This is a genomic window from Stenotrophomonas sp. NA06056, assembly GCF_013364355.1.
Taxonomy (GTDB): Bacteria; Pseudomonadota; Gammaproteobacteria; order Xanthomonadales; family Xanthomonadaceae; genus Stenotrophomonas.
Window position 1 is genome coordinate 2707608 of record NZ_CP054931.1, and the last position, 19266, is coordinate 2726873.

Annotated in this window: 19 protein-coding genes and 3 tRNA genes; 8 read left to right on the forward strand and 14 right to left on the reverse strand. The window is 65.5% G+C overall.

Annotated features, from left to right (window positions below; genetic code table 11):
• Positions 1-31 precede the first annotated feature (31 nt).
• The 7 genes from lpxK to HUT07_RS12165 all read right to left on the reverse strand — a co-directional run bounded on the left by lpxK (position 32) and on the right by HUT07_RS12165 (position 8382).
• Positions 32-1051, reverse strand: coding sequence for a tetraacyldisaccharide 4'-kinase (gene lpxK / locus HUT07_RS12135; RefSeq protein ID WP_176021141.1), 1020 nt, complete (start codon positions 1049-1051; stop codon positions 32-34).
• Complete coding sequence (msbA, locus tag HUT07_RS12140) at positions 1051-2799, reverse strand: lipid A export permease/ATP-binding protein MsbA (RefSeq protein ID WP_176021142.1); 1749 nt, start codon at positions 2797-2799, stop codon at positions 1051-1053. The genes lpxK and msbA overlap by 1 nt, the downstream gene beginning before the upstream one ends.
• Entirely contained in the window at positions 2796-3218 is a 423-nt protein-coding gene (locus tag HUT07_RS12145; RefSeq protein WP_025875217.1) for a biopolymer transporter ExbD, read from the reverse strand. The genes msbA and HUT07_RS12145 overlap by 4 nt, the downstream gene beginning before the upstream one ends.
• A gap of 2 nt (positions 3219-3220) precedes the next feature.
• A complete protein-coding gene (locus HUT07_RS12150; RefSeq protein ID WP_176021143.1) occupies positions 3221-3883 on the reverse strand; it encodes a MotA/TolQ/ExbB proton channel family protein in 663 nt (220 codons plus the stop codon).
• A gap of 3 nt (positions 3884-3886) precedes the next feature.
• Positions 3887-6295 (reverse strand): DNA internalization-related competence protein ComEC/Rec2, encoded by a 2409-nt coding sequence (locus HUT07_RS12155; protein ID WP_176021144.1) that lies wholly within the window; start codon positions 6293-6295, stop codon positions 3887-3889.
• A gap of 70 nt (positions 6296-6365) precedes the next feature.
• Positions 6366-7709, reverse strand: a complete 1344-nt coding sequence (locus HUT07_RS12160) for a HAMP domain-containing sensor histidine kinase (protein ID WP_089240065.1) — start codon at positions 7707-7709, stop codon at positions 6366-6368.
• A 1-nt stretch (position 7710) separates the two neighbouring features.
• Positions 7711-8382, reverse strand: coding sequence for a response regulator transcription factor (locus HUT07_RS12165; RefSeq protein ID WP_176021145.1), 672 nt, complete (start codon positions 8380-8382; stop codon positions 7711-7713).
• A 143-nt stretch (positions 8383-8525) separates the two neighbouring features.
• On the opposite strand from HUT07_RS12165, the gene HUT07_RS12170 reads away from it, so the two are divergent.
• Together HUT07_RS12170 and HUT07_RS12175 are read left to right on the forward strand one after the other, a co-directional pair.
• Positions 8526-9293, forward strand: a complete 768-nt coding sequence (locus HUT07_RS12170; protein WP_176021146.1) for a MipA/OmpV family protein — start codon at positions 8526-8528, stop codon at positions 9291-9293.
• Positions 9294-9332: 39 nt separating this feature from the next.
• The gene (locus HUT07_RS12175; RefSeq protein WP_176021147.1) at positions 9333-9620 is read left to right on the forward strand and encodes a hypothetical protein; all 288 of its coding nucleotides are present in this window, start codon (positions 9333-9335) and stop codon (positions 9618-9620) included.
• 8 nt (positions 9621-9628) lie between these two features.
• On the opposite strand, the gene HUT07_RS12180 is transcribed toward HUT07_RS12175, so the two are convergent.
• Positions 9629-9769, reverse strand: a complete 141-nt coding sequence (locus HUT07_RS12180; RefSeq protein ID WP_165780968.1) for a hypothetical protein — start codon at positions 9767-9769, stop codon at positions 9629-9631.
• Positions 9770-9876: 107 nt separating this feature from the next.
• Between HUT07_RS12180 and HUT07_RS12185 the strand changes: the two genes are divergently transcribed.
• The 5 genes from HUT07_RS12185 to HUT07_RS12205 all read left to right on the forward strand — a co-directional run bounded on the left by HUT07_RS12185 (position 9877) and on the right by HUT07_RS12205 (position 11730).
• On the forward strand, positions 9877-10446 hold the full coding sequence (locus HUT07_RS12185; protein ID WP_176021148.1) for a TlpA disulfide reductase family protein: 570 nt from the start codon (positions 9877-9879) through the stop codon (positions 10444-10446).
• An 11-nt stretch (positions 10447-10457) separates the two neighbouring features.
• Positions 10458-10652: a hypothetical protein gene (locus HUT07_RS12190; protein ID WP_025875233.1), complete on the forward strand. Its 195-nt coding sequence runs from the start codon at positions 10458-10460 to the stop codon at positions 10650-10652.
• A gap of 65 nt (positions 10653-10717) precedes the next feature.
• Positions 10718-10909 (forward strand): hypothetical protein, encoded by a 192-nt coding sequence (locus HUT07_RS12195; protein ID WP_032975717.1) that lies wholly within the window; start codon positions 10718-10720, stop codon positions 10907-10909.
• A 31-nt stretch (positions 10910-10940) separates the two neighbouring features.
• Positions 10941-11135 carry a hypothetical protein gene (locus HUT07_RS12200; RefSeq protein ID WP_176021149.1) on the forward strand — a complete coding sequence of 65 codons (195 nt, stop codon included), beginning with the start codon at positions 10941-10943 and terminating at the stop codon, positions 11133-11135.
• Between the two features lie 262 nt (positions 11136-11397).
• A complete protein-coding gene (locus HUT07_RS12205; RefSeq protein WP_176021150.1) occupies positions 11398-11730 on the forward strand; it encodes a hypothetical protein in 333 nt (110 codons plus the stop codon).
• A gap of 112 nt (positions 11731-11842) precedes the next feature.
• Here HUT07_RS12205 and HUT07_RS12210 read toward each other — a convergent pair.
• The 3 genes from HUT07_RS12210 to uvrB form a co-directional block, all read right to left on the reverse strand.
• A tRNA-Val gene (locus tag HUT07_RS12210) sits at positions 11843-11917 on the reverse strand.
• Between the two features lie 97 nt (positions 11918-12014).
• Positions 12015-12089: transfer RNA gene (locus HUT07_RS12215), tRNA-Val, on the reverse strand.
• A 107-nt stretch (positions 12090-12196) separates the two neighbouring features.
• Entirely contained in the window at positions 12197-14221 is a 2025-nt protein-coding gene (gene uvrB / locus HUT07_RS12220) for an excinuclease ABC subunit UvrB (RefSeq protein WP_176021151.1), read from the reverse strand.
• A gap of 150 nt (positions 14222-14371) precedes the next feature.
• Between uvrB and HUT07_RS12225 the strand changes: the two genes are divergently transcribed.
• The gene (locus tag HUT07_RS12225) at positions 14372-14905 is read left to right on the forward strand and encodes a GspH/FimT family protein (protein WP_176021152.1); all 534 of its coding nucleotides are present in this window, start codon (positions 14372-14374) and stop codon (positions 14903-14905) included.
• A 64-nt stretch (positions 14906-14969) separates the two neighbouring features.
• Here the strand turns inward: HUT07_RS12225 and HUT07_RS12230 are convergent.
• The 3 genes from HUT07_RS12230 to HUT07_RS12240 form a co-directional block, all read right to left on the reverse strand.
• Positions 14970-15043, reverse strand: a tRNA-Asn gene (locus HUT07_RS12230).
• A gap of 56 nt (positions 15044-15099) precedes the next feature.
• Positions 15100-15540 (reverse strand): type IV pilin protein, encoded by a 441-nt coding sequence (locus HUT07_RS12235; RefSeq protein ID WP_303246012.1) that lies wholly within the window; start codon positions 15538-15540, stop codon positions 15100-15102.
• The gene (locus HUT07_RS12240) at positions 15537-19262 is read right to left on the reverse strand and encodes a PilC/PilY family type IV pilus protein (RefSeq protein WP_176021154.1); all 3726 of its coding nucleotides are present in this window, start codon (positions 19260-19262) and stop codon (positions 15537-15539) included. The genes HUT07_RS12235 and HUT07_RS12240 overlap by 4 nt, the downstream gene beginning before the upstream one ends.
• Between the last annotated feature and the right edge of the window lie 4 nt (positions 19263-19266).

Here is a 19266-nt window from a genome sequence, read left to right on the forward strand (position 1 = left end):
CGGCGTGCATTTGCAAGCGCCGCACGGCCCCTCAGTTCGGTCGCAGCTTTTCCAGGCGATCGGTCAACGCGATCCAGAAAGCAGCAGGCATCTCGGCACGCAGCGGCACGGCGTAGTGCCAGTCGTTACCGAATGCGCGGCACTTCACGGCATCCTTTTCGGTCATCAGCACCGGCAACTGGCTGCCAAAGGACAGATCCTGCGGCTGGTAGGCGTGATGGTCGGCGAAGGCATGCGGTACCACGCCAATCGCACGCGCGCGCAGCATGTCGAAGAAGCGTTGTGGATGGGCGATGCCGGCCACGGCATGCACGCGCTGGCCCGCGAAGTAAGAGAGTGGACGCGCCCGGCCACCGGCCAGAGGCTGTGCGCTGTCGATGTGCAGGGCCATCGGCCATTGGCCGAAGCCGCAGGCCTGGGCAGCCGTCGCTTCATCCGCCTGGCCAAGGTTGACCACACGGAAATCGCATTCGGCAGCACGGCTGACCGGCTCGCGCAGCGGGCCAGCTGGAATCATGCGGCCATTGCCATAGCGACGCTGGGCATCGACCACCTCGATCTCGATGTCACGCGCCAGCCGGTAGTGCTGCAGGCCGTCATCGCAGACGATCACGTCGCAACCGGCGGCGATCAGCGCCTTGCCCGCCGCCACGCGATCACTGTCCACACGCACCGGCACGCCGGTTTTCCAGGCGATCAGCACCGGCTCGTCGCCACCAAGGGCGGTCGGCGTATCGGCCTCCACCCAACGTGCCTTGTCCGCGTCTTCGCGGCCATAGCCGCGACTGGCCACACCGGGCTTCCAACCGGCGGCCCGCAGGCGCTCGACCAGGGCGATGGTCAGCGGTGTCTTGCCGGTGCCGCCAGCGGTGATGTTGCCGACCACGATGACTGGCACCGCCAGCGCATGGCGCTTGCGCCAGCCACGCCGATACAGGCGACGGCGCAGCGCGGTGACGCCCGCGTACAGCGGTGCCAGCAACCGCATCGGCCACGGAACCGGGCTGCCGTCATACCAGTACGGCGGGGTCTGGGTACCTTTGCCCGCCATCAGTCCTGCCTTTCGCGGAACTGCATGTTGTGCAGGTGCTGGTACAGGCCACCCATCGACAGCAGTTCCTGGTGGGTACCGCGTTCAACGATGCGGCCGTGGTCCATCACCAGCACCTGGTCGGCATGCTCGATGGTCGACAGGCGGTGCGCGATCACCAGCGTGGTGCGCTCAGGCATCAGCCGCTGCAGCGCATCCTGCACCAGGCGCTCGGATTCGTTGTCCAACGCCGCAGTGGCCTCGTCCAGGATCAGGATCGGCGCATCGCGCAGGATCGCGCGGGCGATCGCCAGGCGCTGGCGCTGGCCACCGGACAGCAGCGCGCCGTTCTCACCCACCGGCGTCTGCAGCTGCTGCGGCATGCGTGCGATGAACTCCCAGGCGTTGGCCGCTTCGGCCGCCGCGCGGATCTGCTCGTCGGTTGCATCCATGCCGTAGGCGATGTTGGCGGCGATGGTGTCGTCGAACAGCATCACCTTCTGGCCGACGATGGCCACCTGCCTGCGCAGATCGGCCAGCGGGTAGTCGTCCAGGGCAACGCCGTCGAGCAGGATGCGGCCACCGTTGGGTTCATAGAAGCGCGGCACCAGCCGGATCAGGCTGGTCTTGCCGCTGCCGGAACGACCGACGATGGCGGTGACCGTACCCGGCCTGGCAACGAAACTGATGTCGTCCAGGGCGATGCCACTGTCTTCACGGTAACGCAGCATGACGTGCTCGAAGGCCAGTTCGCCGCGCACGCGTTGCACCGTGTGCTTGCCGTCGTCACGCTCGACCGGCATGTCGATGATGCTGAACAGGCGCTCGGCAGCGGCCACGCCGCGCGAGATCGAGGTCTGCACGCTGGTCAGACGGCGCAGCGACGGAATGATGGCCATCATCGAGGTCATCAGGCCCATGAACTGGCCCGCATTGAGCTTGCCGGCCAGCGCCTCGCGGGTGGACACCCACACGATCACCGCCAACGCCAGCGCCGCCAGGAACTGGACCACGCTGGAGGCGGCCGCGCGGGTCACTTCCACCTTCATGTTCAGCGCCAGCATGCGGTTGGCCAGGCGCGAGTAGCGTGAGATCTCGTGCTGCTGGGTGCCGTGCACCTTCACTTCCTGCTGCGCGGCCAGCGACTGCTCGGCGGTCTGCGCCATGGTGCCCATACCGTCCTGGATGCCGCGGCTGATCCGGCGGTAGCGCTTGCCCACGTAGGACACGATGCCACCGATCAGCGGCACCACCAGCAGCATCGCCAGGGTGACCTTGACACTCATCTGCAGCATCACCGCCAGCATGGCGATGATGGTCAGGGTATCGGCCACCACCGTCTTGAGCGCGTCGGCGCTGGCCTGGGTGACCTGTTCGGTATCGAAGTTCAGGCGGCTGACCATCACCGGCGTCGCTTCGGCATCGAAGTGCGAGGACGGCAGGTGCAGGTACTTCTGCAGCACCTGTTCGCGCAGGTCGCGGACCACGCTGCGGCCGGTCTTGGCCAGCGTGTAGTCGCTGACCCAGGTCGCCACGCTGCGCATCAGGAACAGGCCGAGGATGGTCAGCGGCAGGATCACCGCCATGCGCGGCTCAGGGTTGACGAAACCCCGGTTGACCAGCGGCTCCATCAGCTTGGTGAAGTGATAGCCGGCCAGGGCTTCGACCACCATCGCGATGACCGCGCCAACCATGAACACCCAGTAGGTGCGGGTATAGCCCAGCAGACGTTTGTAGATTGGCCACACTGGCGCGTGTTGGGAACTCATGGACGCACCTCTGGCGCTGTTGCAATGGCGATACGACGGAAGCCGAGCTGCCCCAGCGCATCCTGCGCGGTGACTACGGCCTGGTAGGGAGTGCGGGCGTCGGCACGCAGCAGCACGGTCTGTTCGCGGTCGCTGCCGGCAACGGCGGCGATCGTCTGCTTGACCGACTCGACGTCGCTGCGCAGCACTTCCTGATCGTTGACGAAATAGCGACCGTCAGCGTTGATCAGCACGCTGAGCGAGCGCGGCGGCTCGTTGGTCTGCTGCTGGCTGGCGGTCGGCAGCTGCACCTGCAGCGTCGAACGCGCATCGAAGGTGGTGGTGACCACGAAGAAGATGATCAGCACCAGGATGACGTCGATCAACGGCACCAGATCGATATGCGGCTCATCCTGGGACCGGTCGTTACCGATACGCACGATCAGGCCTTCGCCGCAGCGGCGGAGGGGGCGCGCGCGGCGGGGGCCGGCGTCATCACCCCGGGGCGGCCATCCAGCGTATCCAGCAATGCACTGGCTTCCTGCTCCATCTCCACCACGTAACCGTGGATGCGGCCCTTGAAGAAGCGGTGGAACATCAGCGCCGGGATCGCCACGATCATGCCGGTGGCGGTGCACACCAGTGCCTTGCCGATACCACCGGCAAGCTGGTTCACGTCACCCACCCCATGGTCGAGGATGCCCAGGAACATCTGGATCATGCCGACCACGGTGCCGAGCAGGCCCAGCAACGGGCCGGCCGAGGCGATGGTGCCCAGCGCGTTGAGGAAACGCTCCATGCGGTGCACCAGGTGGCGACCGGTGTCTTCGATGCGCTCGCGGATCTGGTCACGCGGGCGGTTGCGCGCCTCCAGTGCGGCGGCCAACAGGGCGCCCAACGGGGAGTTGGCACGCAGGGTCTGCAGGTGCGCTGGGTCGAGCTTGCCGCGCGCGGCCCAGTTGCGCACTTCCTGGCCCAGGCCAGGCGGCAGCACCTCGTTACGCCGCAGGGACCAGAAACGCTCCAGGACGATCGCCAAAGCCAGTACGCCCAACAGCAGCAGCGGCACCATCGGCCAGCCACCGGCCTTGACCAGTTCCCACACGTTTCAACCCTCCGGCCCAACGGCCGCTTGTTCGATCGGCGATAGGATAGCAGCCGACCGTGCCCGCCCAGCGGCATCCCACCACCGGGCTGCGTGGATACGCTGTTCACGCAGCTGCAGGCCTTGTGCGCCAAGCCATACGCGGATCGCCCCGGACTCGGCGGTGGACAGCACTTCGGCGCCGGCCGCCTGCCAGCGCTGCACCACGTCACGCTTCGGGTGTCCAAAGCGGTTCTGGTGCCCGGCCGAGACCAGCGCCAACCGTGGCGCCACCGCCTTCACCCAGCCCGGGGTGGAGCTGCCTCCACTACCGTGATGGGGCACCAGCACCACGTCTGCACGCAGCGCATCGGCAGCACCCGCCAACAGCACCTGCTCGCCTGGCCGGCCGATGTCGCCAGGAAGCAGCACCACCCCGTGGGCCCCAGCAACCCGCAGCACGCAACTGGTCTCGTTGTCGACGCCTTTCGCAGGCGCTGCTGGGACAGCGGGCGGATGCAGCACCTGGAAATCGACCCCGTCCCATTGCCAGCGCAGTCCCTGCTGGCAGGTTCCGGCGCTGGCGATCGCACTGCCCTCGGGAGCCAGTACGTCCAGATCCGGCAGCTGTCGACGCAAGGCGGCGAGGTTGCCGCTGTGGTCCAGGTGGTCGTGACTGATCATCACGCGCGCCGGCGGCGCCTGTCCCAACGCCCGCATCGTCGGCAGCAGCACCCGCTCCTCGCCGCCGCTGCCCGCCGGCGGGCCAACGTCGTACCAGAGTGCGTGACGGGCGGTCCGCAACAGCACCGCGGCGCCCTGGCCGACATCGTGCACCACCAGCTCCAATTCTCCCTGCTGCGGCGCCGAGCGTGCCGGCCACAGCAACGGCAGGCACAGCAATGATCCGGCAAGCACCGCACCCGCACCACGCGGCAACAACCACCAGAACACCCCCAGCAACGCCGCCGGCAACGCCCAGGCGGGCCCCTGCGCCAGCCACCACATCGCCTGCGGGTGCTCGGCCAACGGCTGCATCAGCTGCCAACTGGCATCGAACACCCAGGCTGCCACACGCCAGGGCCACTGCCCTGCCCCGCTGTGCAGGGCCTCCAGAGCGGTTCCCAGCAGCGCCAGCGGCACTACCAGCAGGCTCCACAGTGGAATGACCGGCAGGTTCACCAGCGGCCCCAGTCGTGCGGTGCCGCCAAACAGCGCCACTGCCAGCGGCAGCAGAGTGACGCTGGCCACTCCCTGTCCTGCCAGAGCGCCGCGCAGCATTGCGGCCAATCCCTTCGGGCGCCCCTGCGGCAGGCACCACAACAACCACAGGACGCCGCCAAAACTGAGCCAGAAGCCTGCGGACAGCACCGACAGCGGGGCCGGCAGCACCATCGCCAGCGCAGCCAGTGCCAGGCCCTGTGCCACCGTCACCGGACGGCGGACGACACGTGCCAGGGCGACCACCGCGATCATCAACGCAGTGCGCACGGTCGGCAGCTCACTGCCCGCGACAACGGCATACCCGGCCGCTGCCACCGCCGCCGCACAGGCCGCCGCCTGCGGTCGTGGCCAGAACCCGGCAAGCCGCGGCCAGGATCGCCAGAAAGCAGAACACAGCAACGCTGCGAAGCCCGCCACCAGACCGACATGAAAGCCGGAAATGGCGATCAGGTGGGTCAGGCCCAGCGCGCGCAGCTGCGCCCAGTCGATATCGGACAGGCCACGCGTATCGCCCAGCGCCAAGGCCTGGATGAACCGCGCCGAGGGGTGCGCGATCTGCGTGGCAATGGCCGCACTGGTGCGCTCGCGCCAAGCGGGCAGTCCATGCGCGGGACGCAGCTGCCGCGTGGTGCTGGTATCACGCACGTTGCCACTCGCTGCCAGCCCGTGCAGCAGCGCGTGCCGTTCGCCATCGAAGCCCCCCGGATTGATGCGCGAGCGTGGCGGCCGCACGCGCAGCGACAACTGCCAGTCTGCGCCGGCGTGCAGGCGATGTCTCTGCTCAGCCCCGGCGTCGACCGGACCACCCCGGGGCGCATGCCAGAACACCTGCAGCCGCTTTCCACGCAGCATCGGCGTCGCATCGGACGCATCGACCCGGAACTCGAACCGGGTGTATCCAGACGCTTGCTTCGGGAGGTCGACGACCTGCCCCCGGACGAGCACATCCTGGGCAGCCGCACCGGCCGGCAGTTGCGCCTGCAGTGCCCAATGCCCCTGGCAGGACGTCCAGGCCAGGCCGAGCAGCAGCGCAGCCGCCGCACGTCCGCGCCAGCGAAGTACCCAGCCCAACGCGGCCGCGGCGGCCGCCAGTGCTGACAGCCACAGCGGCGGCAACACCGGCAACAGCACACAGGCAAGCGCGCCGGTAACCAGAGCGGCAGCACACGCGGGGCCCAGCAACGGCGACAACGTCCGATCGGCAGCCATCCATACAGCGTGCCGAAGTACAGCCTCACGCAACCATCAGGCAACGCCTTGTGGTTCTGTCAGCGCCCCACTAGCGACGGACGCTGCCGCGGTGGAAGTTGACCCGGAAACTGGCGCCCCCTCCGACCGCCTCGCCCACGCTCACCGTGCCACCGTGGTGCTGCACGATCTCCTTGACCAGGTGCAGGCCCAGGCCGCTGCCGCTGCCAGCAGCGCGCAAGCGATGGAATGGCTCGAAGATCGCCTCGCGGTCACCGACCGGCACGCCGGCGCCCTGGTCGCTGACTTCCAACAGGCCCTGCCGGTCCAAGCGCACGCAGATGGTGCCGCGCCCTCCACCATGGACAATGGCGTTGTGCACCAGGTTGGCGATCACCCGGCCCAGGGCCAGGCCATCACCATGGATCCAGACCGGCGTCTCCGGTGCATCCACCTCGAAGCCGTAGCCGGCGCCGACAACCAGCGGAGCGAGGTCGGCGGCCGCTTCGCGCACGACATGCGCCAGGTCCAGGCGCTGCAATGCGGCGATGTTCCTGTCCAGGCGCTGCAGGTCGAGCAGGTGTTCGGCGACGTTGCCAAGGCGGGCGACATCGGTCAGCAACTGTGATTTCAGCTCACCCTGCGGCAACTGCGACAGACGCGCCTGTACCACCGCAATCGGCACCCGCAGCTCGTGCGCGGCGTCGGCCAGGAACTTGTCGCGAGCTGCGTAGCCCTGCTGCACCTTGTCGATCGCATCGTTGAACGCTTCGACCAGAGGCGCCACCTCGGTCGACACCAGCTGTGCGTCCAGGCGCGCACCGGGTTGGCCGATATCCAGTTCCTTGGCCTGCTGCGCGGACCGGCGCACGCCACGCATGGCGCGATGGATCACCGTCGGCATCACCAGCAGCGTGACCACGATCAATGGCAGGAAGAACCACAGGCCGATCAACCGCAGCACCATCAACGCGCCATCCAGCAGGCCACCCTTCGGCGCTCCGCCCACCATCACCGTGATGCGGCGACCGTCTTCATTGCGGATCATGACCCGGGCCACGTCCAGGTACGGCGGTACCAGCGAACCCAGTTCGGTGGCGCCCAGTGTCGGCAGACGGGCCAGCAGCGGAGCATGGATGGCAGGCAGGGTGCCGCGCTGCAACCACGCACCACGATCATCCACCGCGGCAAACCACAGGTTGCCACCGGCACGTGCGTCGAGCTTCTGCCAGCGTGCTTCATCCAGCACCAGCCGGCCGCCTTCGCTGTGCACGGCGTTGGCGGCGCTCTCGGCCATGAACATGTCCATGCCCCAGGTGTCCTTGTCGCCCCAGGTCAGGATCAGCGCGACAACGGCGAACAACACCGTGAAGGCCTGCGCCAGGAACAGCCGCCAGGCCAGGCCCAGGGTGATCGAACGGATCGGTCGTGCCATCTCAGGCCTCCGCCAGCAAGTAACCGACGCCACGGATCACGTGGATCTCCACGCCCGCCCCGGCCTGCTGCAGCGCCTTGCGCAGCTTGGAGATATGCGCATCAAGCGCATTTGACTGGATCTCATCATCGAACCCGTACACCGCCGCTTCCAGTGCACTGCGGGTTACGGTGCGACCCTGCCGCATCGCCAGCGCCTGCAGCACCAGCACCTGCCGCCGCGGCAGTGCGACCGGTTGTCCATCCACCTGCGCCTGCAGCGATTCGAAATCAAACTCCAGCCGGCCCAAGCGCAAGCGAGGGGTCACCATGGCCGACGGTCGACGCGATACGGCGCGGATGCGCGCCATCAGTTCTTCGATCGCCACCGGCTTGACCAGGTAGTCGTCAGCACCGACATCCAGCCCTTCCACTTTGTCCAACAGCCCGCCTTTTGCGGTGAGCATGATCACCGCAAGGTTCGGTCGCAGGGCGCGGGCAGTCGCCACGAAGCCCACGCCATCGCCGTCTGGCAGCTGCCGATCAAGCAGCATCAGCTGGTGTACCGGCTCGCGAAGGGCGAGCGCCGCTTCGGCCAGGCTGCCGACCACGTCGGCGACCACACCCTGGCGCTCAAGCCCGGACTGCAGGGCTCGCGAGAGATCGGGATCATCTTCGACCAGGAGAATGCGCATCGGGGGCTCGGCAACCGGAAACGGTGCCGATCATAGTGCCTTCGGCGTGGAAGTGGCGCCGATAGAGCAGATTGCGCCTGCGCAATGTTCCGACAATGTTGTGCGCGCAGCATGCATCGCCACCCCTGCAATGCACCACATCGATGACCTCATTGTCCCCCGCCCTGCTGCGCCCCCTGCTGTGCACCGTCGCCCTCTCCACGCCGCTGCTGGCAACCGCGCAGGAGCAGGCCCCGGGCGTGCAGGCCGGTATCACCGTCGGTGCGACCACCGGCGCCTACGCGCACTATGACGACAAGCCGCTGGTACTGCCGGCGTTGTCCTGGCAGGGCAAGCGTTTCTTCGCCAGCCCCGGATCGCTGGGCATGAACCTCTACAAGGCCGATGGCCTGCGTCTGTCGGCGGTGGCGACGCCCTACACGCTGCGCTTCAAAACCGACGACGTGAACGATCCGCAGCTGCGCCGCCTGCACAGCCGGCAGATGTCTGCGATGGTCGGCATCAATGCCGACTACAACGCGGACTGGGGTGCACTGGCGGCCAGCGTAAAGCGCGAAGTGAGCGGTCACGGTGGTGGTGTTGAATCAAGCCTGCATTACAGCTACCCGATCCAGGCCGGTCGCTTCACCTGGGTGCCGCGCGTGGGCGTGGTGCATTCCAGCGCCCGCCTGCTCGACTACTACTACGGCATCAGCGATGAGGAAGCCCTGCGTTCAGGGCTGGCAGCCTACAAACCCGGCAGTGCCACTTCGCCGAGCCTGCAGATCGCAGTCAGCACACCGTTGGGTACGAAATGGCGCGCGACCGGGATCGTCGCCAACCAGTGGTTCGGTGATGCCGTCGAGGACAGCCCGATGGCACGACGCAGCAGCCAGACATCCGCTTTCATCTCGCTGATGCGCACGTTCTGACCGAACCCGCATCCGCCCCACGGAAAACAAGGATTCCGCATGGCCGCCGCCTCCCCTACCGCCGATGCCCACGCGATCCTGCGCGCGCCGGACCTGGACAGCGCCGAGCGCGCCTACCTGGGCCTGCTGCCGGACATGGACCATGTGGATGCGCTGACCCGACGTGCACTTGGGCTGTCGCGCGCTGCCGATGCGGCGCGCGGATATGCGCTGTCGATGACCCTGGTGGGACTGCGCCTGCAGGAACTTGAGATGGGCGAGGCGTGCGCGGCCGAACAGCGGCAGGCAACGCTGCGCAGCCTGCGGCAGGCCTTCACCGCTGCCTGAGCACTGCGTCAGCGGAAGGTTGTCCAGGCCAGGACCGCAGACAAAAGTGCGACCCACACCACCGCTTTGAAGGTGCCTTCCAGCATGTTGCCGCCGAACAGCAGATCGATGATCGGGTTCGGCCGTGAAACGGGAGCATGGTCACTCATGGTGGCGTCCTGTGGTTTGGGAACTGCGTCACCGATGATACAAAAGCTTGACAATCCTGTTGTCATTTCCGGTATGGTCGATGCAACGCGGCGTTCAAGGATGATCGATGCTCAAGCGTGCACTGTTTCCCGTAGTCGCCCTGCTGTTGGCCGCACTGGTCATCATGCTCTCCTGGCAGAACCGCCAGTTGCGACAGGTCAACGAACAGATGGCGGCCCAGCTGCAGCAGACCCAGCTGGATGCGCACGGTCTTGCAACCGGCACCCGACCTGAACTGTTGACGCTGCGGACGACGCAGCAGGCCCATGTCGATATCGGCGGCGCACGCGCCGTTCCGCAGATCCTCTACTTCTTCTCTACCGCATGCCGCTACTGCCTGGCCTCGGTGCCACAACTGCAGCAGATCGCGGCGGCGCGTGGCAGCGCCGAGCTGGTGGGCGTCGGCCTGCCACCGTATGACCAGCTTGCCGAGTACGCCGGCAAGCACGCGCTGGCGTTTCCGATCGCCATCGACGATCAGGGCGAAGTCTCCAAGCGCTACCGCGCCACGCTGACACCGATGCTGATGGTGCTCGCCGCAGATGGCAGCGTCGCCTACAAGCATGTCGGCCAGCTCGACACAGAGACGGTACAGGCCGTCGCCAAGGCAATGAATCCGGGAAGCCACACCAACTGAAGGAGATACACATGATCGGGAAGAAAACGCTGTTCTCGTCCGTCGCCGGTATCGTCATCGTTGCTGCAATGTCATTCGGTGCAGCACAGGCCTTCGCCACCCCGGTGAAGACCGGCTTTGCACCGGGTTGCGTGGACACCCCCGGATGCATGTTCGGCGGCAACGGCCGCGCCGGCGGCACGCGCATCTGCTGCGTCGCCAACTGATTCCGCTTCGACACCGCCCCGCATGCGGTGACTTCATGTTCCATCGCCACTGCAAGGAGATACACATGATCGGAAAGAAGAAACTGTTCTCGTCCATCGCCGGCATCGTCGTGGTCGCCGCCATGTCATTCGGTGCCGCGCAGGCCTTCGCTACTCCAGTGAAGACCGGCTTTGCGCCGGGCTGCAAGGAACATCCCAGCTGCCCCTACGGCAATGCCGGCTCCCACGGCCTGCTGGTCTGCTGCGATCCCATGTGATCCACCTCGACGCTCTGCAAAGGAGATTCAGATGATCGGAAAGAAGAAGCTGTTCTCATCCATTGCCGGCATCGTGGTAGTTGCCGCCATGTCGTTCGGTGCCGCGCAGGCCTTCGCCACGCCGGCCAAGGCCGGGTTCGCCCCGGGCTGCGAATACACCCCGGGCTGCCCGTACGGCGGTTCAGGGCATTGGTCCGGCCCTCGCATCTGCTGCGATCCGCTCTGAGCCCGACTGAAAGTTCCAGCCAAGTCGTGACCTGAGCCCAGGCTTCCCGGCCAACGCGGTCACTTCCGGGCAAACGGGCCGGACTACCTTCACCGGTAGTCCGGCCTTTTTCATGGCCGTGCTCTGCAGCCACCACTGATCCGCCCCGGATTCATCCTTGCTGGCTCCCGTTGGCACGCGCTTTTCCAGCCTTCGTCGCATACCGGTTTCACGCCGCAGGCCACGGTGCAACGCTGGACTCCCTTCTCCGGAGCACCGTGCCATGCCGATGCTTGCCTTGCTGCTGTTGATGGCCGGCCTATGCAACCGCGACGCCGGCACCGGACACGATTCGCTGCGATTGCAGATCCGGCAGGCCGAGGCCCAACGCGTCGCCCGCGAGCCCGGTGCACATGGGCAGACGGGCCACCAGAGCGTGCAGATTCTGCGCCTGAGCGCGGATCGCGTGCTGCAGGTGGCCTATGGTCGCGTGCACGGTGGAGCACCAGGGGAGCAGCATGGGCAAGCGCACAGCCGAAGCCTCATGCAACTGTGGCAGCGCGTGGATGGCCACTGGCAGCTGCAGCGTAGCGCCAGTGTCGAACAACGCGGTTGACGGCGGCAGCCACAGGCCCAACTGAAACGCGCGCAGACCGCAGGCACAAAAAAACCGGCCCAGGGCCGGCTTTCATCGTGTCCACCGTTATTCCGGCAATGCCGGGAACCGGTGGTGGGCGGTACAGGGTTCGAACCTGTGACCCCTACCATGTCAAGGTAGTGCTCTACCGCTGAGCTAACCGCCCAAAAATTCCGTGCAGCCCGCAGGCTGGTGCTTTTACGTAAAAACCCGGCGCCAAGGCCGGGCTTTTCATCCCCACGAAAGCCCTCTGGAGGACTTCGTGGTGGGCGGTACAGGGTTCGAACCTGTGACCCCTACCATGTCAAGGTAGTGCTCTACCGCTGAGCTAACCGCCCGTTTGTTGCGTCTGCAGCGCCGCGATTGCGTCGGTGCAGGCCGCGTATATTACGGACGCCGACCGACAAGCGCAATACTTTTGTGAAGAAAAGCCGCTTTACCGTGTTCAGCCGAGGCTGGCTTCCTTCAGCTGCCTGATCTGGTCGCGCACCCGGGCGGCATCCTCGAACTCCAGGTCCTTGGCATGCTGGTACATCTGCTGCTCCAAGGCCTTGAGGCGAGCGGCCAGCTGCGCCGGACTGAGCGAACGGTAGTCGGCCGCATCCTCGGCCACGCCGGAACGGCCTTTGCCCTTGCCCTTGCGGGCCTCCTTCTCGGCGGCATCCGAGCGCGCGCCCTCCAGCACGTCGACAATCGGCCGCAGGACCGAACGCGGCGTGATGCCGTGCTCCTGGTTGTACTCGACCTGCTTGCTGCGTCGGCGATCGGTTTCATCGATCGCCGCCTGCATCGAACGAGTGATCTTGTCCGCATACAGAATGGCCTTGCCGCGCACGTTGCGGGCCGCACGGCCGATGGTCTGGATCAGCGAACCGGTCGAACGCAGGAAGCCTTCCTTGTCCGCATCCAGGATCGCCACCAACGACACCTCGGGCATGTCCAGCCCCTCGCGCAGCAGGTTGATGCCGACCAGCACATCGAACTTGCCCAGACGCAGGTCGCGGATGATCTCCACGCGCTCGACGGTATCGATGTCCGAGTGCAGATAGCGCACGCGGATGCCGTGCTCGGTCAGGTACTCGGTCAGGTTCTCGGCCATGCGCTTGGTCAGGGTGGTGACCAGCACGCGATCACCGGCCTTGATCCGCTCGTTGGCCTCGCTCATCAGGTCATCGACCTGGGTACCGACCGGGCGGATCTCCACCACCGGATCGATCAGGCCGGTCGGGCGCACCACCAGCTCGGCGATGTCTTCGCCGGCCTCACGGAACTCGTAAGGACCCGGCGTCGCCGACACGTAGATGCTGCGCGGGCAGCGCGCTTCCCATTCCTCGAAGCGCAGCGGACGGTTGTCCAGCGCCGACGGCAGGCGGAAGCCGAACTCGACCAGGGTTTCCTTGCGCGAACGGTCGCCCTTGAACATGGCACCGATCTGCGGAATGGTCACGTGCGATTCGTCGATCACCAGCAGCGCATCGGCCGGCAGGTAATCGAACAGGGTCGGCGGCGGCTCGCCGGCATTCTTGCCGGTCAGGTGCCGCGAGTAGTTTTCGATGCCGTTGCAGAAGCCCACTTCGGCCATCATTTCCAGGTCGAACTGGGTACGCTGGGCCAGGCGCTGCGCCTCGACCAGCTTATTCTGCGCGTACAACTGCTCCAACCGCTCCTTCAGCTCGACCTTGATGGTCTCCACCGCTGCCAGCACCCGTTCACGCGTGGTCGCATAGTGGGTCTTCGGGTACACCGTGAAGCGCTGCAGGTTGCGCATCGTCTCGCCGGTCAGCGGATCAAACATGGTGATCTTCTCGACCTCACCATCGAACAGCTCGATGCGCAGGGCCTCGCTGTCCGATTCTGCCGGGAACACGTCGATCACTTCGCCACGCACGCGGAAGGTACCGCGCTGCAGCTCGTACTCGTTGCGCGTGTACTGCAGCTGGGTCAGGTGATTGATCAGGTCGCGCTGGTCGATGCGTTCGCCCTTGGACAGGATCAGGCGCAGCGACAGATAGTCTTCCGGTGCGCCCAGGCCGTAGATGGCCGACACGGTGGCCACCACGATCGCATCCGGTCGCGACAGCAGGGTCTTGGTCGCGGCCAGCCGCATCTGCTCGATGTGCTCGTTGATCGAACTGTCCTTCTCGATGAAGGTGTCCGACGACGGCACGTAGGCTTCCGGCTGGTAGTAGTCGTAATAGCTGACGAAGTACTCCACCGCGTTGTGCGGGAAGAATGCCTTGAACTCACCGTACAGCTGAGCCGCCAGGGTCTTGTTCGGCGCCATGATCAGCGTGGGTTTCTGGATCTGCTGGATGACGTTGGCGATGGTGTAGGTCTTGCCCGAGCCGGTCACGCCCAGCAGGGTCTGCTTGGCGACGCCGGCTTCGAAATTGCTGGTCAGCTTGGCGATGGCGCTGGGCTGGTCTCCCGCCGGCGAATACGGCGAGACAAGTTGAAAACTGTCGCTCATGGTGTTGCCAGGTCTCGGGGAAGGTGAGTATACGGGGCGTCCGGTGACGGTCGGCTGAGGGGAAGCCTGCCTCAAAGATGGGGGTCAGGCTGATGGTGGCAACCCGGTATCGAAGTCCAGGTTGGGACCTCCACCGCTGGAGCGCATTCCATGCCTTTCCCACCCCGCTACCGCCGGCATCCTCTGGGTGTCACCGTTGTCGAGCTCGCCGCCGTCATGGCGTTGCTGGCGATACTGCTCGCCCTGGGATTGCCGGTGCTGCTGGAGCCTCTGGAGCGCAGCAGGGCGGACACAACCCGGCTGCGCCTGGTATCGGTGTTCAACTCCGCCCGCGCCATGGCCATCACCCATCGCCGCGTAGTCACCGTATGTCCCAGCATCGATGGAACCGGCTGCGATGCCGACTGGGCCAGTGGCTGGCTGATCCAGGCGGACCGCTCAGCCGGGCCGGACGAAGCGGTGGGACCGCGCCAGTTCCTGGCTGGAACGAGATCGCCGCGGATACGCGCCAGCAGCACTCAAAGCCGCAGATACCTGCGATTCCAGGGCGACGGCCGCAGTGGTGGCAGCACGCTGACTGTAAGGATCTGCGTCGGAGCGCAGCTGCACAGCGAGGTGATCGTCAACAACGTCGGCCGCACACGCTCGGTCCGTCAACGAACGCCCGCCCCTTGCCCCTTCTGAGCGGTGGCGGCGCAGACGCAGAAAAGCAAAAGCCGCGATTTCTCGCGGCTTCTGCAGGATCTTGCGCCCGAAGTTGGACTCGAACCAACGACCCCCTGATTAACAGTCAAGTGCTCTAACCGGCTGAGCTATTCGGGCGGGGAGGCGCATTTTAGATGCTCATCCGCGACGATGCAAGCCTCTTCTGCAACCACTCACCAGCAGGTCAGGCTGCTGGAGTTGGCCGGGGTCTTCACGCCCGCCTGGTTGAGGGTCAGCGTGCCGCACTTGTCCTTGGCCTGGTTGCCCTGCGGCACTGCCGTGATGGTGTAGGCCGTGGCGGTCGGCACGATGGTGACCGCGTACATCGTGGTCCCGCCTTCGCGCGGCGAATTGATCTTGGTGCTGCTGGTCTCGCCGAAGGTGAACGAGGCGTAGCTGTTGTTCAGCGTGTGATGACGTTCGGCGCGCTGCGCGTACTCCACCATTTCCGCCTTTGCCGCTGCACGACGCGACTTGCGCACGTGATCGGTGTAGTTGGGATAGGCGACAGCGGCGAGGATGCCGACGACGATGACCACGATCATCAGTTCGATCAGGGTGAAGCCCTGGGCGGCCGACCGCAGCGAGCGAGGGGAAAGAGAAGGTCTGCTCACTGGATCTGTCTCCACGATTGGCGACCGCATGGATAAGGAACGTAGAGCGTTTCATCGCCCTTGTTGATCGGCTGCACGCAGGCCGGGGTCGGCGGCGCCGGCGGATTCTCGCTCCCCGGCACACCCGGCACCATGTTCGGCGGCGTGTCCCGTGACAACGCACCGGCCTTGATGTCGCGCACGACACCGCCACTGCCGCTGGTCGAGTTGATCTTCAGCGCCGCTGTGCCGGACGCCACCGGCGTGCCGTCAGGCGAATTGATCGTCGCACGACCCAGTGCACCGCTACCGGTCAATGCCTGCAGGCCGAACAGCCAGTTGTTGCCCGACGAGGCGCAGCCGGTACTTCCCACCATCGGCACGTAGGTCGGCATGTAGACGATGCCGTTGGACAGCGTCGGGTTGCCGACGAAACGCTCGCCGGTCGGCAGATCGATGTACCAGCCGCGCGCATTGGCAGGTGGCGTCCCCTGCGACAGCATGCGCTGATCACCGGTAGTGCTCACTGCACCAGAGGTCAGGCTGGCACGGGTAAGCGTGCCGGTCACGGGGCCATTCACCGTGTCATTGACGGCGTACAGGCTCTGCAGCGAGGTATCGGTCGGATCACCAACGAAAGAGAAGCTGCCACTGCCGAAGTACAGCATCACGCCGCCGGTGGCGCCATTGCCTGCAGTGATGCCGCCGGTGATCGGCTGGCGCAGTGTCCGCCCGCCTTCCGTGTAGGAGCGCGTGGTGAACAGCGGCGTGGTCAGGCTGGTGGAGGTATCGCGCAGGTCGAATTTCCAGACTGCACCCTTCTGGTCGGTGCCGTACACGGTATCGGAATACCCGTCACGACGACGTTCGTTCTGCTTGCTGCCGCCCCAGCGGTCAACCACCACGATGCTGCCCAGACCATTGTTGCCAGCCGGTGCGGCCGCCTCCACCGCTTCGATCATGGTCACCCGCGGCGTACCGGTGCCGATGTCGACCATGAACAGCACCGCCTTCTGGTTGGCACTGTTGAAGCCATTGCCGAAGATCGCCTTCCACACCGGCGCACCATTCTCGAGCACCGGCACGATCACCGGCTTGCCCAGCACGTGGCCGATGTTCTTGCGCACGGCCTCCGGCAGGTTGCTGTCCAGATCGCTGATTTCCCACAGCTTGTTGCCGGCGCCGAAAGCGGTTCCCGCCGTGACATCAAGCGCGAATACGCTGCGTCCACCGGCGCCGGCTGCACCGACCAGGGTGGTATGCCAGCTACGGCCGTAGTAGCTGTCACCCACCGATATCTGGCCATCAACGTAGTAGCGATGATCGAACTTCTGATCATTCAGATCGGTCGCGTTGTAGGGGAACAGCAGGTTGCCCATGTGCCCCAGCGCGGTGGCCGGGATATAGGCGAAGTCCTCGCTGCCACCACCGCCAAGAACTTCGCCCTTGGCGTTGATGCCGCCGTTGAAGGCATGCAGCATGCCATCGTTGGCACCCACGTAGACCATGTACTTGGCTGACCTGGCCTTGCCATCCAGGTACAGGCCGTAGCTGGTGCCCAGGTCGCCGCTGAAGCGCCGGTAGCCGTAGTCGTCGATCGGCGCGCTGACCACCGGGCTGGAGGTGACGATGTCACCCAGCCGCGTGGTGCGATCACGCAGCTTGCCGCCACTGCGTTTTTCGCCCGCGGTGTCGCCCAGCAGATAGTTCACGGCTGAGGCGGCATCTGCCCCCAGTTTCTCCAGTTCGGCCTTGTTGCAGCGGGACATGCCTGGATACAGCGTAGCGGGCTTGGTGCACAGGTCGTCCAGGGTGACATTCGAACCGCTGAACTTGCTGGTGGCGCCGTTCTTGGTGAAATACACCGAACGCGCCGTCGCTGCCGGCAGCTGTGCACTGGCTTCCCATATCGGGGTGGAGATCACGGTGCGTGTCTTCTGGTCGACCGACAGCGTGCTGGCGGTCAGCCGGCTGAACCAGTCGGTACCTTCATTGGCGATCTCATAGCTGGGCGCCACCGAGATCGAGCCGGCACCAATGCGCGCACCACTGGAACCAACACCACCAGACGGCGAGGCGCCACTGGTCACCGCCGACAGCACACGGCGCATCGCCGTTGTGATTTCCTCCGGCGTACGCGCGTTGATGTATTCGCCACGGGTGTTGACCGCCGCATGCCAGATGTCATCGACGGTGCTGCGGTTGTCGTCCTGGCTGGCCGGCCAGTTCGAGTAGATCGAGGCGTCGGTGTAGGCGTCCTGCTTCAGGTCGGGGTTGAACAGGTTGCCACGCGCGCCCAGGGTGACGCCGTAGAAATTCAGGTGCAGATTGGTCTGGCAGTCCAGGCGCTTGTCCGGGTTGCCAGCCTTGCACGCGTTCACCACCGGCACCTGGCCAGCCAGCAGGTCCGCGCGCAGCGGCGGTTGCCCGGATTGGTTGTTGTAGTACTGGCTGACGATGTCGGCCATGGTGTTGAAGTTGCCGTCGCTGAACGGAATGCCCATGGTGCCGTCGGCGTTTCCGGCGGTGGTCGGTCCGCCCTGGTTGCTGAAGCCGTCGGTGAACAGCATCACCGCGTTCTTCTGGCAGGCGAGCTGGACCGGCGCGGTCGAATCAGTCCGGGTGAACTGCAGGGCCGCCGCATTGACGGCGAAGCGGTTGGGCGTACCGCCACTGGCGGTGAGCGCGATCATGTCCGTGTACAGCGCGGCCTTGTCGTTGGGCACCGCCATGTCACGCATCGCCAGGCGCTTGTTGTTGTCGGTGCCACTGTTGTAGCTGCCGTACTGGTTGATACGGAAGTAACCCACGCGAAGATTGTTGACGTCGGCCAGGGAGCGCGTCATGCCAGCGATCATCGCGCGATTGCGGTTTCCGTAATAGGAATACCAGTTTGCGAAATTCTGCAGTGCCGCGGTATTGCTCGACTTGATCGTATATTTCCACAGCGCGCAGCCGCTGCCGCAGGCATCGTTCACCTTTGTGCGAGCGACACTCGAATAGGCATTCGCCGTGCCGTCCAGCTGCGGATAGGGATCGTTGTTGGAGGACCAGGGCGTGAAGAACGTTGCCGGCCAGTACTGCATGTAGACCGTTGCCGCGCCATTGTTCCAGGTGTAGTCGTAGTTGAGGTTGTAGTTGCTGTTGCCATACCGGAACGGCGTATTGGCGGGAATCACCATGCCGTTCTGCATGCGGAAGCTGTTGTTGGCGTTGGTGGTGTAGTAATTCCCCGCCAGCGCCACAGTGTCGGTGTTGCGCGGGTCGATCTTCGTCGCCGCCTGTGCTGCGTTGGGATACGGCGCGCCGGTACCATCGACCCACGGCCCGTAGTTCACCGCCGGGTTGAAGTAGGTCGGGTTGTACGCGGAAGACCGCGCGAAGCCCAGCGAATCAAGCGGAGGGATCCCGTAATAGTTGTTGATACGGGCGCCCGGCAGGACGTAGAAGTAATCGCAGCTGCCCGAGGTGTTGATGTTGCCGTTGCGGTCGAAGAAGCTCTGCCGGCTGGTATCCCAGCAGCCTTCGCCATCCTGGCCCGGGAACTGGGTCTGGAAGGTCATCGAGCCGGAATCATCCACCGCCATGATGAAGGCAGGCGGCGTCTGCACCTGGTTGTTGAGCGGCGCCTGTGCCAGCACGCCCTGCGCCTGCGCGGCGGTCAGGTTGTAGGCGACCACTGCCAGACCGGCGACCACGACCGCCGAACCGGCAGCCATCCATTGGGTTCTACGCGTAGCCATCGCC

Bases quoted from the DNA above. Each gene is read 5' to 3' on its own strand.
- lpxK (WP_176021141.1), bottom strand. From the start codon at position 1,051: ATGGCGGGCAAAGGTACCCAGACCCCGCCGTACTGGTATGACGGCAGC.
- msbA (WP_176021142.1), bottom strand. From the start codon at position 2,799: ATGAGTTCCCAACACGCGCCAGTGTGGCCAATCTACAAACGTCTGCTG.
- HUT07_RS12155 (WP_176021144.1), bottom strand. From the start codon at position 6,295: ATGGCTGCCGATCGGACGTTGTCGCCGTTGCTGGGCCCCGCGTGTGCT.
- HUT07_RS12160 (WP_089240065.1), bottom strand. From the start codon at position 7,709: ATGGCACGACCGATCCGTTCGATCACCCTGGGCCTGGCCTGGCGGCTG.
- HUT07_RS12165 (WP_176021145.1), bottom strand. From the start codon at position 8,382: ATGCGCATTCTCCTGGTCGAAGATGATCCCGATCTCTCGCGAGCCCTG.
- HUT07_RS12170 (WP_176021146.1), top strand. From the start codon at position 8,526: ATGACCTCATTGTCCCCCGCCCTGCTGCGCCCCCTGCTGTGCACCGTC.
- HUT07_RS12175 (WP_176021147.1), top strand. From the start codon at position 9,333: ATGGCCGCCGCCTCCCCTACCGCCGATGCCCACGCGATCCTGCGCGCG.
- HUT07_RS12180 (WP_165780968.1), bottom strand. From the start codon at position 9,769: ATGAGTGACCATGCTCCCGTTTCACGGCCGAACCCGATCATCGATCTG.
- HUT07_RS12185 (WP_176021148.1), top strand. From the start codon at position 9,877: ATGCTCAAGCGTGCACTGTTTCCCGTAGTCGCCCTGCTGTTGGCCGCA.
- HUT07_RS12190 (WP_025875233.1), top strand. From the start codon at position 10,458: ATGATCGGGAAGAAAACGCTGTTCTCGTCCGTCGCCGGTATCGTCATC.
- HUT07_RS12195 (WP_032975717.1), top strand. From the start codon at position 10,718: ATGATCGGAAAGAAGAAACTGTTCTCGTCCATCGCCGGCATCGTCGTG.
- HUT07_RS12200 (WP_176021149.1), top strand. From the start codon at position 10,941: ATGATCGGAAAGAAGAAGCTGTTCTCATCCATTGCCGGCATCGTGGTA.
- HUT07_RS12205 (WP_176021150.1), top strand. From the start codon at position 11,398: ATGCCGATGCTTGCCTTGCTGCTGTTGATGGCCGGCCTATGCAACCGC.
- uvrB (WP_176021151.1), bottom strand. From the start codon at position 14,221: ATGAGCGACAGTTTTCAACTTGTCTCGCCGTATTCGCCGGCGGGAGAC.
- HUT07_RS12225 (WP_176021152.1), top strand. From the start codon at position 14,372: ATGCCTTTCCCACCCCGCTACCGCCGGCATCCTCTGGGTGTCACCGTT.
- HUT07_RS12240 (WP_176021154.1), bottom strand. From the start codon at position 19,262: ATGGCTACGCGTAGAACCCAATGGATGGCTGCCGGTTCGGCGGTCGTG.